This is a genomic window from Mesorhizobium sp. L103C131B0 (assembly GCF_000502275.1).
In the GTDB taxonomy this organism is placed as follows: Bacteria; Pseudomonadota; Alphaproteobacteria; order Rhizobiales; family Rhizobiaceae; genus Mesorhizobium.
In genome coordinates this window covers 451984-465457 of sequence record NZ_AYXC01000005.1, presented here as the reverse complement: position 1 = coordinate 465457, position 13474 = coordinate 451984, and the positions used below count along the sequence as shown (strand labels likewise).

The window sequence follows — 13474 nt, the reverse complement described above, 5'->3', positions numbered from 1 at the left end:
GATTGCCAGCTCGCATTTGATTCGAAGCTAGAATGACGAGCCGCTCAGCCGCCGCCGAGAATATCCAGGATTGAGGTTTTCCGCTTCTTGGTCGGGCCGCCGACGCTGCCCGGCGGTACCGGATGCTTGATCGAGGCCGTGGTGCCGCCGTCGCCCGGCATGTCGAAACCGTCGGCATCGACGGTTTCGGCCGGACGGCGGACCGGTGCTTGTGCGGGTACAGCAGCAGGTGCCGGCGCGGCAGCAGGCTCAGAACGGCTGACGGCCACGGCAGGCAACGGCGCCGCCTGATTGTTATCGACTGACGGAATATCGTCGGGCACGATGGTGTCGGGCGGCGTCGACTTCCAGGTGCCGGGCAGCGGCTTGACCGGCACGCCTTCATGCGCGGCAACCATGAATTCGTGCCAGGCCTGTGCCGGCAGCGCGCCACCGGTGACCTTCTTCATCGGCGTGCCGTCATCATTGCCGAACCATACGCCGGTGGTGAGGTTTGCGGTGTAACCGACGAACCAGGCGTCGCGCGAATTCTGGCTGGTTCCGGTCTTGCCGGCAGACGGCCAGGCGAAGGCCGCCTTCTTCGCCGTGCCGATCTCGACCGTGCCGGTCATCATCGAGTTCATCATGCCGACAATGTTCTGCTTGACGACGCGCGGCGCGCTGCCGCCATTGTCGTCATAGAGCACCTTGCCTTCGGTCGTGGTGATGCGGCGGATGAAATGGATGTCGGGCTTGTAGCCGCCATTGGCGAACGGCACATAGGCCGATGTCAGCTCCAGCGGCGTCACCTCCGAAGTGCCGAGCGCGATCGAGGTGTTGGCGATCAGATCGGACTGGATGCCCATGCGGTGCGCCGCCTCGACCACCGCGTCGGGCCCGACTTCCATGGTCAGCTGTGCGGCGACGGAATTCAGCGACTTCGCCAAAGCGGTCGCCAACGTCACCTTGCCGAAATATTTGCCGCCGTAATTGTCCGGTGTCCACTTGCCGATCTTGATCGGTGCGTCGTTGCGCACGCTGTCGGGCGTGCGGCCGGCTTCCAGCGCGGCCATATAGACGAACGGCTTGAACGCCGAGCCCGGCTGGCGGCGTGCTTCGGAGGCGCGGTCGAACTGGCTGGTCGAATAGTCGTAGCCGCCGACCATGGCGCGCACGGCGCCGGAATTGTCGATCGAGACCAGCGCGCCTTGGCTGACATTGAGCTTCTTGCCGCTCTCGTCGATCAGCCGGCGGATCGACTCTTCGGCGAGCTTCTGCAGGTTGAGGTCGACGGTGGTGTCGACGACGATGTCGCTGCGCACGTCGCCGATCAGATCGGGCAGCTCTTCCATGATGGTGTCGGCGACGTAGTTTTCCGAACCGGTCCAGTAGGATGGCGCGCGCGTTGCCGGCGCGCTCATCGCCGAGGCCAGTTCCTTGGCGCTGATCTTGCCTTCGTCGCGCATGGCGGCCAGCACCAGCTGCGAACGCTCCTCCGCCGCCTTCGGATCCCGCGCCGGCGACAGTCGCGACGGCGCCTTCAAGAGGCCGGCGAGAAGGGCCGCCTCCGACAGAGTGACATCGCGCGCGCTCTTGCCGAAATAGCGGCGCGAAGCCGCCTCGACGCCATAGGCGCCGGAGCCGAAATAAACCCGGTTGAGGTACATTTCGAGGATCTGGTCCTTGGTATGCTTGTGCTCCAGCCACAGCGCCAGCAGCACTTCCTGCACCTTGCGCTCCAGCGTGCGGTCGGGCTTCAGGAACAGGTTCTTGGCCAGCTGCTGGGTCAGCGTCGAGCCGCCCTGCGAGAAACGCCGGCCCAGAACGTTGGTCACCATGGCGCGCGACAGGCCGATCGGGTCGATGCCGAAATGCGAATAGAAGCGGCGGTCCTCGATGGCGATGACGGCTTCCGGAATGTAGGGCGACATTTCGTGCAGGCCGACCGCCTCCCCGCCGCTCATGCCACGGTTGGCAAGCAGTTGCCCGTCGACCGAGACGATCTTGATGTTGGGGGCACGGTCGGGGATCGACCAGGTGGTGGCCGCCGGCATCTTGGCGCCGTAATAGACGACGATGCCGGCCACCGCGATGCCGCCCCAGATGCAGAGCACGAAGCACCAGTAGAACATCCGGGCCATCACGCCGAACAGCCCGCGCCGGGGTTTGCCGCGCCGGCCGCGTGAGGATGATTTTGCTCTGGAGGTTTTGCGCGCCGTGGAGGATTTGCGATTGCCCGGCACGACGCGATCCTCCTCGTTCACCGAGAAACCGGCCGCGGATTTCGTCTTTGGCGATCCCTCGAAGCTGGGTTCGATGCGACTGTCTCTGCGGTTCGCCATGCGTTGCGCTGTCTTCCCGGTGTCAATGGCGCTCGGGTTGGAGGGTAGATGCGGCGGTTTAAGGGCGCGTTAAAGCAGGGTTTATGCACCCTTCTGAAATTCCTTAAGAATTTCTAAATCCGCTGCCGCCAACTGGGTCCGAAAGCCGCATCCTCGCGGCCTGTCTGCCGCAAAAGGCAGAGGCCCTGGCTACCCGAATATTTCAATTCTGCTGGATCGAGATGCCCTTGTCGTCGATCTTCAGTTCGACGCCCTTGGGCTTGGTCTGTTCGTGATAGACATATGCACCGAGCGCGATGACCACGACAACGAGCGCGCCGACAAGGAGATAGAGAGTGTTCTGTTTCACGGCGCGCTCCTTTGGCAGCAATTCCAGGAAAGCACAGGCTTTCTCCTGAGGAATTGCGTTGAATGAAAACTTAGAGCGTCAAGCTCGCTTCAGAACCTTGACCAGCACCAGCAGGATGACGGCGCCGATCGTTGCGTTGATGATGGCAGCCAGAATGCCGCCGCCGATAGCGAAGCCGAGCCTTGGAAACAGCCAGCCGGCGATCAGGGCGCCGATAACCCCGACGATGATGTTGCCGATGAGGCCGAAGCCGAAGCCCGAGACGATGAGGCCGGCGAGCCAGCCGGCAATGGCGCCGATTATGATGAAGATGAGAAGGCTTTCGATGCCCATGACGCGTTCCTCCAGGAAGAGAGGCTACGGAGCGGAAGGCCCCGAATCGGCCTCGATATCAACGACTTCAGGGTATGCGAAAGCAGTTGCACCCGCCAGCGGCGCTCATTGATCGTCGTCATCGTCGCTGGAGACTGGCCGCCAGCTGGTCGGGTCGACCTTTTTCTGGGTATCGCTGTCGGTGTAGACCCACCAGGCGCCGTCGCGATATTGCCCGACGGATTCGCTGACGACGCCGGCGCCGTCCTTCCACAGAACAGTGACCTTGGATCCATCCGTCGGGGCGGTCGCTATCGGTTTGCGGTCTGCCACGTCATCCCCCTCATTGAGTCGACAGAACGCCACGACGCGTGTCTGGTTGCAAGGCTGCCGGAAGCGTTATCCGAAGGCCATCAGCTGTGGGCAAAAATATCCTCTTCGTCCCAACCCATCAAATCGAGCTTGGCACGCGTCGGCAGGAAGCGGAAGCAGGCGTCGGCTTCCTTGGTGCGCCCGTCCCGCGCCAGGCGTCCAGCCAGCACCTCGCGCAGACGGTGCAGATAGAGAACGTCGGAAGCGGCATATTCGAGCTGTTCGGGCGACAGGGTCTCGGCCGCCCAGTCCGACGATTGCTGCGCCTTCGACAGGCCGACGCCAAGCAGTTCGAAGCAGATGTCCTTCAAGCCGTGCCGGTCGGTATAAGTGCGGGTCAGCCGCGAGGCGATCTTGGTGCAGAACACCGGCTCCGGCATGACGCCGAAGGCGTTGTAGAGCACGGCGAGGTCGAAACGGCCGTAGTGGAACAGTTTCGATATGCCGCGGTTGCGGAGCAGGCTGACGAGGTTCGGCGCTTTCTTCTGGCCGGGCGCGATCTGGATCACGTCGGCCGAGCCATCGCCGGGCGAGATCTGCACCACGCACAGCCGGTCGCGGTGCGGGTTCAACCCCAGCGTCTCGGTATCGATGGCCACCGCGTCGACATTGTAGTGGGCGAGGTCGGGCAGATCGTTCTTGTGGAAGCGGATGTCGGGCATGGTTTTCTCCGGATCGCGGCGTAACTCGTCCTCGCCGCGATCCGCTGAAAAATCAACAAGAAAACTTCCCAGCCTCCTCAGCGCGTCAGCGCATCGAGAATGCGCGCCCAGGAGCGCTGGCCCTTGTGGAAGGAGGTCAGCTCGTATTTCTCGTTGGGCGAGTGGATGCGGTCGTCGTCGAGGCCGAACCCGACCAGCAGCGATTCCATGCCGAGATAGGTCTGGAAGTCGCCGACCACCGGTATCGAGCCGCCGCTGCCCGTCGTCACCGCTGGCTTCGGCCATTCATCCGACAGCGCAGTCTTGGCCTTGGCCAGGAATGGCGAGTCGTAGGAAAGCTGAATTGCCGGCCCGCCGCCATGCGGGTGGAATTCGACCGAACAGTCCCCGGGAATGCGCGCCTTGACGAATTTCCGGAAAGCGGCGCGGATCTTCTCGGGGTCCTGCTTGTGGACGAGGCGGAAGGAGATTTTGGACGACGCTTCCGCCGCGATCACCGTCTTGAACCCCTTGCCGGTATAGCCGCCGATGATGCCGTTGAACTCGGCCGTCGGCCGCGCCCAGGTCAGTTCCATCACCGAGCGGCCTTTTTCGCCCGACGGGATCGAGAGGCCGATCGGTCCGAGGAAGGTTTCGGCGGTCTCGCCCAGAGTTTCCCATGATTTCAGGATCTGCGACGGCGTTTCCTCGACCCCGTCATTGAAGCCGGGAATGGTGATGTGGCCGTTCTCGTCATGGATGTCGGCGAGGATTTTCGCCAGGATGCGGATCGGGTTGGCGGCGGCGCCGCCATAGAGGCCCGAATGCAGGTCGCGATCGGCGGCCTTGACGGTGACCTCCTCGCCGACCATTCCGCGCAGCGAAACGCAGATCGACGGCGTTTCGCGGTCCCACATGCCGGTGTCGCAGACCAGAGCGAAATCGGCCTTGAGCTCATCGGCATTGGCCTCGAGGAACGGCTTCAGCGACGGCGAACCGGACTCCTCCTCGCCCTCGAACAGGATGGTGATGCGGCAGGGCAGATTGCCATGCACCTGCTTCCAGGCGCGGCAGGCCTCGACGAAGGTCATCAGCTGCCCCTTGTCGTCGGCCGAGCCACGGCCGGTGATTACCTTGTGACCGGGCTCGATCTCCTTGACCGCCGGCGCAAACGGGTCGTTCTCCCAAAGCTCGATCGGATCGACCGGCTGCACGTCGTAATGGCCATAAAACAGCACATGCGGCGAACCGGCGGGGCCTTCATGGTGCGCAACCACCATCGGGTGTCCCGGCGTGTCGCGCACCGAAGCGTCGAAGCCGATCAGCTTGAGGTCCGCCACCAGCCATTCGGCGGCCTTGCGGCAGTCGGCGGCATAGTCTGAATCGGTGGAGATCGACTTGATGCGGAGCAGGCCGAACAGGCGCTCCAGGCTCTGGTCGAGATTTTTGTCGAGACGGTCGAGGACGGAGGAAATGGTGGACATTACTGCGGGCCTTTCTTTTCGGTGCCGGGACCGTAAAGGCAGCGCATCAAAACGAAAAGCCCGCGATCGTTGGACCACGGACCGTAAACACTTGTCAGAAGGCAAAAAAGAACCGCCGTGGTGGAGGGGAACCACGGCGGTCTTTTACTCGAAACGATGCGGCAGCCCGGAGAGGGGGGATAGGCTGCCGCAATTGTCCGGGATAGGCGGGGGACGGGCCTTGCTCCGGACTCGGCGAAAACTGCCGATGACCTTTATTTGTGTCTCGGATCGTGGCGTTTCAAGGGCACAAAAATTACACTTTTGTAACATAGCCGTGAGCGCCGAGGCAAACAGCAGCAGGACCTATCGGCAGGCAGGCTCTGTCAGCATGTCGCCGCAACACCTGTTGGAAGCCCGCCTTTGCCATGGACCGCGCCGTCCTGCCGCGCTATCCCTGCCGGCATGAAAAAAGGCGACCATCTCTTCCTTATCGACGGCTCCGGCTACATCTTTCGCGCCTATCATGCGCTGCCGCCGCTGACCCGCAAATCCGATGGGCTGCCGGTCGGCGCGGTCTCCGGCTTCTGCAACATGTTGTGGAAGCTGATGCAGGACGCCCGCAACACCGATGTAGGCATCGTGCCGACGCATTTAGCGGTCATTTTCGATTATTCGTCGAAAACCTTCCGCAATGATCTTTACCCGGAATACAAGGCCAACCGCAACGCACCGCCCGAAGACCTGATCCCGCAATTCGGTCTGATCCGCCAGGCAACCGTGGCCTTCAACCTGCCTTGCATCGAGATCGAAGGCTACGAGGCCGACGACCTCATCGCCACTTATGCCAGGCTGGCGTGCGAGGCCGGCGGCGACACCACTATCATCTCCTCTGACAAGGATCTGATGCAGCTGGTCGGACCCACGGTCGGCATGTACGACCCGATGAAGGACCGCCAGATCGGCATCCCCGAAGTCATCGAGAAATGGGGCGTGCCGCCGGAAAAGATGATAGACCTGCAGGCGCTGACCGGCGACTCCGTCGACAATGTGCCGGGCGTACCCGGCATCGGGCCGAAAACGGCGGCGCAGCTTCTGGAACAGTTCGGCGACCTTGACGGGCTGCTCGCCCGGGCCAGCGAGATCAAGCAGGACAAGAGGCGCGAATCCATCATCGCCAATGCCGACAAGGCGCGCATATCGCGCCAGCTGGTGACGCTGAAGAACGACGTGCCGGTGACCGACGGGCTCGACGATTTCGTGCTGCATGCGCCGGATGGGCCGAAGCTGATCGGCTTTCTCAAAACCATGGAATTCACCTCGCTGACCCGGCGCGTTGCTGAAGCGACCAGCACCGAAGCCGGCGATGTGCAGGCTGTCGCCGTCACCGTCGAGCGCGCCGACACCGCGCACGGCCCCGATGTCGGTTCCGGCATAGCGGCGCCTGCGGCAACACAGGATGAAGCCAAAACCGAAACCGCCAGGGCCGGCGACGCCCCTTCGCTGCTTGCCGCACTTCGCCTGGAAACGGCCGCTGCGGCCAAAATCGATCCCGCCGCCTATGTCGCCATCCGCGACACGGCGACGCTCAAGACCTGGCTGGCCCAAGCCAAGGAGACCGGGATCGTCGCCTTCGACACCGAAACCACGTCTTCCGATCCGATGCTGGCCGACCTCATCGGTTTCTCCCTGGCGATCGGCCCCGGCCGCGCCGCCTATGTGCCGCTCGCCCACAAGAGCGGCGCCGGCGACCTGCTCGGCGGCGGCACGCTGGAGAACCAGATTCCGGTCCGCGAGGCGCTGGCGCTGCTGAAGCCCTTGCTCGAAGACAAATCGGTGCTCAAGATCGCCCAGGACGCCAAATACGACATCGTCGTCATGAGCCGCCACGGCATCGATATCGCACCCTTCGACGACACGATGTTGATTTCCTATGTGCTCGACGCCGGCACCGGCCACCACACTTTGTCCTCGATTGCCGACAAATGGCTCGGCCATGCCACGACGCCGCTCAAGGACCTCGCCGGTTCCGGCAGAAGCTCGGTCGGGTTCGAGCAGGTCGACATCGACCGGGCGACCGCCTACGCCGCCGGCCATGCCGACGTAGCGCTGCGGCTATGGCAGGTGCTGAAGCCGCGGCTGGCCGCCAAGGGCCTGGTCTCGGTCTATGAGCGGCTGGAGCGTCCGCTGGTGCCGGTTCTGGCGCGTATGGAGCAGCGCGGCATCTCGGTCGACCGCCAGATTCTGTCGCGGCTCTCCGGCGAGCTGGCGCAAGGCGCGGCACGGCTGGAAGAGGAAATCTACGGCCTTGTCGGCGAGCGCATCAACATCGGGTCGCCAAAGCAACTCGGCGACATCCTGTTCGGCCGCATGGGCCTGCCCGGCGGCTCCAAGACCAAGACCGGGCAATGGTCGACCTCCGCGCAGCTTCTGGAAGACCTCGCCGCCGAAGGCCACGAACTGCCGCGCAAGATCGTCGACTGGCGTCAGCTGACCAAGCTGAAATCGACCTACACCGACGCGCTGCCCGGTTTCATCCATCCCGACACCAGGCGCGTGCACACATCTTATGCGCTGGCCGCAACGACGACGGGCCGGCTGTCCTCCTCCGATCCCAATCTGCAGAACATCCCGGTGCGCACCGCGGAGGGACGCAAGATCAGGACGGCCTTCATCGCCGACAAGGGCCAGAAACTGGTCTCGGCCGACTACAGCCAGATCGAACTGCGCGTGCTTGCCCACGTCGCCGAGATCCCGCAGTTGAAGCAGGCCTTCGCCGATGGCGCCGACATCCACGCCATCACCGCCTCGGAAATGTTCAACGTGCCGGTCGAAGGCATGCCGTCCGAAGTGCGCCGCCGCGCCAAGGCGATCAATTTCGGCATCATCTACGGCATCTCGGCCTTTGGGCTCGCCAACCAGCTGTCGATCCCGCGCGAGGAGGCCGGCGCCTACATCAAGAAGTATTTCGAGCGTTTCCCCGGCATCCGCGACTATATCGAGGCAACAAAGGCCTATGCGCGCGAACATGGCTTCGTCGAAACCATCTTCGGCCGCCGCATCCACTATCCTGAGATCCGGTCGTCAAACCCGTCGATCCGTGCCTTCAACGAGCGCGCCTCGATCAACGCCAGGCTGCAAGGCACCGCTGCCGATATCATCCGCCGCGCCATGGTGCATATGGACGAGGCGCTGGAAAAGGCCGGCCTGTCCGCCCGCATGCTCTTGCAGGTGCATGACGAATTGATCTTCGAGACGGTTGAAGCGGAAGTCGAGGCGACGATCCCCGTGGTGCGCAGGGTGATGGAGAACGCGCCGATGCCGGCCATCTCGATGTCGGTGCCGCTGCATGTCGATGCGCGGGCGGCGAACAACTGGGACGAGGCGCATTGAAGGTGCGATGATTGTCTTTGTCACGGGAGACCTGCTGGCCGCCAAGGAAAGCTATATCGCTCAAGGCGTGGCAGAGGGCAATCAAGAGGGCCTTGGCACCGGACTTGCGCTGAAGATTTCGAAAAAGTGGCCGAATGTGCAGGCTGCGTTCAAGAAATATGCTCGGACCGGCAGGTTTATTGGCGGTCATATCTGGACATTGGAGCCAGACGGCAATCGGCCGGGCTTCATTTATCTGGCAACCCAGCCAGATATGTATCACGCCACGCTTCCCTATTTACGGAAAGCAGTTCGCGGGCTTGTGAAATGGGCCGACAAAAACCGGGTAGAATCCATCGCCTTGCCAAAAATCGGGTCTGGCCTTGGCAAATTATCTTGGCTCGACGAGGTGAAACCCCTGCTTATGGAGCAGCTAACACCTGGGCCTACGCGGTACGTCGTCTATGAGACATTCTTGAACGAATTCGAGAATAGCGCACCGCCTCGGCTCAAGTAGGAAGCAAGCTAAGCCGCCTCAGCCAGGCACTTGGCACACGTCCCTCGAAACTCGATCACCGCCTTCTTCGCAGCAAACCCGGTCGAGCGCACCCATTCGTCCAGCCGATGGTCGACGTCATGGTCGGACATCTCCATCACCTGCCCGCATGTGTCGCAGATAGCGAAGGCTGTCATCGAATGCGTATGGTCGTGCGGTTCGGCGCAGGCGACGAAGGAGTTGAGGCTTTCCAACCGGTGCACGAAGCCTGACTTCACCAGGCTGTCGAGCGCCCGGTAAACCTGTAGCGGCGCGCGGAAACCGCGCTCGCGCAGCTGGTCGAGAAGCGTATAGGCGCTGAGCGGTCCGCTGGCGGCCTCGAGCTTTTCGAGCACGCTCAGCTGATTCTTCGTCAGCACATCCCTTGCCGCCATGATCCCGTTTTCCGATCGTTTAGAGCATGATGCCGAAAAGTGTGGAGCGGTTCTCGGACGACATCACGTTCCATCTGTTTGATCCAGCGCCGCTCGCAAATCATTTCTGCCATGCGACGGTCTCAATTCTCTTGAGATAGCGATGAAGCAGGCTTTTTGCCACTGTTTCCGTTATCGCCATCGACACCATGACCACCACCGCCGATTGACGGCACCGACCACATTCAAAATACTGACAAAATTCGCGACGAAAGGTGCCGCACTTGCAAATTCGATCGGGCTTGGGGAAGCAATTATGATCAAACTGACACGACGGACGCTGCTCGTCGGCACGTCGGCGCTTGTGGCTGCCGGTACGGTTTCGTTCCGCGCTCTCGCCGCCTCGCGCACCTATCACGCGCTGCTGGTTGCCTGCACCGACTATCCGAACCTGCCGCAGAAGAACTGGCTGATCGGGCCGAAGAACGATGCCGGCCTGGTGCGCGACTATCTCCTGAAGAACACGCCCGATCCGGTGAAGTTCTCGGCCGAGAATGTGATCCTGCTCGCCAAGGACGTCGAAGGCGCCAACGGCCCGCCGACGCATGCGGCGATCAAGGCCGCCCTTGCCGACCTCGCCGGCAAGGTGCAACGCGACGATTTCGTCTATCTGCATCTGTCGGGCCACGGCGCCCAGCAGCCGCAAGCCAAGGCCGGTGACGAGACCGACGGCCTCGACGAGATTTTCCTGCCGTCCGATATCGACAAATGGATCAACCGCGAAGAGGGCGTGCCGAACGCGCTGGTCGACAACGAGGTCGGCGCCGCACTCGACGCCATCCGCGACAAGGGCGCCTTTGTCTGGGTGGTGTTCGACTGCTGCCATTCGGGCACCGCGACGCGCGCCGCGGAAGTCGATGACGAACTGGAGCGCAAGGTCGAGTTCGCCGACCTCGTCGGCGGCGACAACGCGGCGAGAGCAGCGGCGGTGAAGGCCTATGACGACATCTCGGCAAGCGCATCGCGCGGTTTCGACGAGAATGGCGGCCGCAAGCCGGCCTTCAACCTGACGCCGACCGGCGCAGAGCCGATCGCCAGGGGCAAGCTGGTCGCCTTCTATGCCGCGCAGACGGTCGAGACGACGCCGGAAATGCCGCTGCCCAAGGGCACGCCCGACGCGCCGCGCTTCGGCCTGTTCACCTTCACCATCCTGTCGAAATTGGCCGAGAACCCCAACGTCACCTATCGCCAGCTCGGCCAGGCCGTGCTGCAGCAATATTCGGCCGACGGCCGCACAAGGCCGACGCCCCTGTTCGAGGGCGAACTGGACGCCCGCGTGTTCGGCACCGACAAGACCGACGCCGTCATGCAATGGCCGATTGCCGTCAAGGACGGCGATGTCGCGATCGGCGCCGGGCTGCTGCAGGGTCTGACCCCCGGCAGCAAGCTCGCCATTTTGCCTTCGGCGCTGTCGAAGCTCTCCGACGCCGTCGGCTATCTCGAAGTGAAATTGGCAAAAAACCTCGAAAGCCAGCTCGCACCGGTCGAATTCGACGGCAAGCCGGCGCTTGCGCCGACGGCGGTGCCCGCCGGCGCCTATGCGCGCGTTGCCGAACTCGCAGTCGACTACAAGCTGCTGGTGGCAAAGCCGGCGCCGACCGCAGGGCTCGATAAAGAAACCGAGCTGGTCAATTCGGTTCTGGACGAATTGGTGGCGAAGCCGAAGTCCGGCTTCCACATCGCGCTGGTCGAGCCCGGCAAGAGCGCCGATCTGCGGCTTGCGGTGCTGCGCGAAAAATCCATGGACGGCGCTGCCGCCAACGCCAGCGACGAACCGGCGCTGTGGTTCCTGCCGGCGTCCGGCGACATCAGCTTGAAGGACGGCAGCAAGCCGCCGCGCATCGTCATCCATCAGGATGGCCGCGACAAGCTTGCGGAAAACACAGCCAAGAACCTGACCACGATCTTCCGCGCCACCGGCCTGTCGCGGCTCGCCGCGGCGTCCGACTACCGGCCGGACGAGGTCAGCGTCCAGTTCCTGATCAAGCGCCAGGACAGCGATGTGCTGGAGCCGATCGAATCCTCGACGGTGCCGCGCGTTTCGCCGGGCGATCAGGTACACATTGCGGCCAAGAACGGGTCCGACGAGTTCGTCGACATCAACGTGCTCTACATCGGCAGCGACTATTCGATCACCCATATCGTCGCCGAGCGGCTGGCGCCGATCAACCAGCAGGCCGATCAGGGCCTGAAGGAAGGGCTGCTCGCCTTCACCGACACCAGCTTCGGCATGGAGCGCATGATTGCCGTGCTGACCGAGGCGCCGCCGCAGAGCGAGAAAGAGGATCTGAGCTTTCTTGCCCAGGAAGGCGTGCGCGCCGTGACGCGTGCCGCATCGGGAACGCCTGGTTTTTCCGACATGCTGGCCGACATCGGCATGGCGCCGGCGACGCGCTCGGTGATGCGGCTTGCCGACAAGAGCGGTCCCAAAGGCGCGGTGATGATCTTCCCGATGGAGACGGTGCCCCGCGCCTGACCTGACATCGCTTCGCCGGCTCTTGCCGGCGTGATATATGAACATTCCCGGCTCGCGACACTTCTATGCGCCGCGGCTGAATGCAACAGATGAGGACATCAGTGACTATCCCCGTGCTCTCCTGGCGTGCAGCGACGGCCGGCCTTGCCGGAAGCCTGTTGCTGGTTGCCAGCGCCTCGGCGGACGAGAATTGCGGCCTGTGCGCCAAGCAGATCGTCACCAACTCCGAGCTCGCCACCTGCTTTCTCGACCAGTACGACCAGATCGCCAAGACCGGCAACACGGCCGTTGTCGTCGATCTCTCCAGCTGCGCCTCGCGCGGCGTGGTCGAGCCCTTGCCGTCACCCAGCAAGGCGGCTGCCGAACCGGACGTGCAGTTCATGATTTCGCGCACGCAGCTCGATTGCCTGAAAAAGAAGCTGGAGACACCCGGCATCGTGCTCGATCCCACCGCCATTATCCGACTGGACAGCTGCGGATGAAAAAGCCGGGGGGCACTGCAACGCAAAAATCGCCAGCCACATCGGCGCCTCCGCCGGCCAAGAAGCCGGCGACCTTGCCCGAAACCACCGAAGGCTTTCCGTGGCCGAGCAGTCACGAGATCAAGAAGGAAGCCAACCCGTTCACCGACCGCGACTGGCGCATGCTGATCTATGCCTGGTCGGGTCTCGCCGTGCGCCTGGCGATCGTCTTCACCTTGGGCTTCTCGGTCTTCCAGTTTCTGGCAAACCAGGAACAGAAGCGCGTCGAGCAGACGATGTCGCTGGTCGAGCTTTGGGAAAGCAAGGATTTTCAGCAGGCGCAGCGCGCGCTCAAGGAGCGCCTCTCGTCGCTCAACGCCAAATACGACAATCTGCTCAGCGCCACGCCGTCGCCGACCGAGGAACGGGTCTTCCGGCAACGCATTGGCATTGAGGCGATGACTGCCGGCGGCGGCACCATGCCGATCGCCGATTTCAACGACAATTTTGATCGCATCGTCTATTTCCTCAATCGTCTCTCCATCTGCGTTGAGGGCAAGCTCTGTTCGCGCGATGTCGCCGATGCCTATTTCCGCGACTATGCGGTGTCGTTCTGGAGCTATTTTGCCGGCTACATCGAAAAAGAGCGCAAGGCCGGTTCCGCCAGTTATGCCCAGGCGATCGAGAATTATGTGCGTCACGGGTCGGCGCCGCCCGCCGACTCCAAATAGCGGCGCA

General features: G+C 62.9%; 12 protein-coding genes. 5 read left to right on the top strand and 7 right to left on the bottom strand.

Annotation, left to right across the window (positions count from 1 at the left end):
- Positions 1 to 44: 44 nt before the first annotated feature.
- From X730_RS151630 to X730_RS151655, 6 genes are all read right to left on the bottom strand, one after another.
- A complete protein-coding gene (locus X730_RS151630) occupies positions 45 to 2321 on the bottom strand; it encodes a transglycosylase domain-containing protein (protein ID WP_023826329.1) in 2277 nt (758 codons plus the stop codon).
- A gap of 202 nt (positions 2322 to 2523) precedes the next feature.
- Complete coding sequence (locus X730_RS1000000166185; RefSeq protein WP_023686592.1) at positions 2524 to 2670, bottom strand: hypothetical protein; 147 nt, start codon at positions 2668 to 2670, stop codon at positions 2524 to 2526.
- A 78-nt stretch (positions 2671 to 2748) separates the two neighbouring features.
- The gene (locus tag X730_RS151640; protein ID WP_023814764.1) at positions 2749 to 3003 is read right to left on the bottom strand and encodes a GlsB/YeaQ/YmgE family stress response membrane protein; all 255 of its coding nucleotides are present in this window, start codon (positions 3001 to 3003) and stop codon (positions 2749 to 2751) included.
- A gap of 105 nt (positions 3004 to 3108) precedes the next feature.
- Positions 3109 to 3315 carry a hypothetical protein gene (locus X730_RS151645; protein WP_023683046.1) on the bottom strand — a complete coding sequence of 69 codons (207 nt, stop codon included), beginning with the start codon at positions 3313 to 3315 and terminating at the stop codon, positions 3109 to 3111.
- 80 nt (positions 3316 to 3395) lie between these two features.
- Positions 3396 to 4016, bottom strand: a complete 621-nt coding sequence (locus X730_RS151650) for a ribonuclease D (protein WP_023698188.1) — start codon at positions 4014 to 4016, stop codon at positions 3396 to 3398.
- A gap of 77 nt (positions 4017 to 4093) precedes the next feature.
- On the bottom strand, positions 4094 to 5479 hold the full coding sequence (locus X730_RS151655; protein ID WP_023826328.1) for a M20/M25/M40 family metallo-hydrolase: 1386 nt from the start codon (positions 5477 to 5479) through the stop codon (positions 4094 to 4096).
- Between the two features lie 444 nt (positions 5480 to 5923).
- On the opposite strand from X730_RS151655, the gene polA reads away from it, so the two are divergent.
- Positions 5924 to 8851, top strand: coding sequence for a DNA polymerase I (gene polA / locus X730_RS151660; protein WP_023744079.1), 2928 nt, complete (start codon positions 5924 to 5926; stop codon positions 8849 to 8851).
- A gap of 7 nt (positions 8852 to 8858) precedes the next feature.
- Positions 8859 to 9347 (top strand): macro domain-containing protein, encoded by a 489-nt coding sequence (locus X730_RS151665; RefSeq protein ID WP_023728547.1) that lies wholly within the window; start codon positions 8859 to 8861, stop codon positions 9345 to 9347.
- Between the two features lie 8 nt (positions 9348 to 9355).
- Here X730_RS151665 and X730_RS151670 read toward each other — a convergent pair whose 3' ends face one another.
- Positions 9356 to 9760: a Fur family transcriptional regulator gene (locus X730_RS151670; RefSeq protein ID WP_023669789.1), complete on the bottom strand. Its 405-nt coding sequence runs from the start codon at positions 9758 to 9760 to the stop codon at positions 9356 to 9358.
- A 295-nt stretch (positions 9761 to 10055) separates the two neighbouring features.
- Here X730_RS151670 and X730_RS151675 point away from each other — a divergent pair, with 295 nt between their 5' ends.
- The 3 genes from X730_RS151675 (at position 10056) to X730_RS151685 (ending at position 13467) form a co-directional block, all read left to right on the top strand.
- Positions 10056 to 12275 carry a caspase family protein gene (locus X730_RS151675; protein ID WP_023704223.1) on the top strand — a complete coding sequence of 740 codons (2220 nt, stop codon included), beginning with the start codon at positions 10056 to 10058 and terminating at the stop codon, positions 12273 to 12275.
- 101 nt (positions 12276 to 12376) lie between these two features.
- Positions 12377 to 12757: a hypothetical protein gene (locus X730_RS151680; protein WP_245261352.1), complete on the top strand. Its 381-nt coding sequence runs from the start codon at positions 12377 to 12379 to the stop codon at positions 12755 to 12757.
- Positions 12754 to 13467 (top strand): hypothetical protein, encoded by a 714-nt coding sequence (locus tag X730_RS151685; RefSeq protein ID WP_023826327.1) that lies wholly within the window; start codon positions 12754 to 12756, stop codon positions 13465 to 13467. The genes X730_RS151680 and X730_RS151685 overlap by 4 nt, the downstream gene beginning before the upstream one ends.
- The last annotated feature ends 7 nt before the right edge of the window (positions 13468 to 13474 follow it).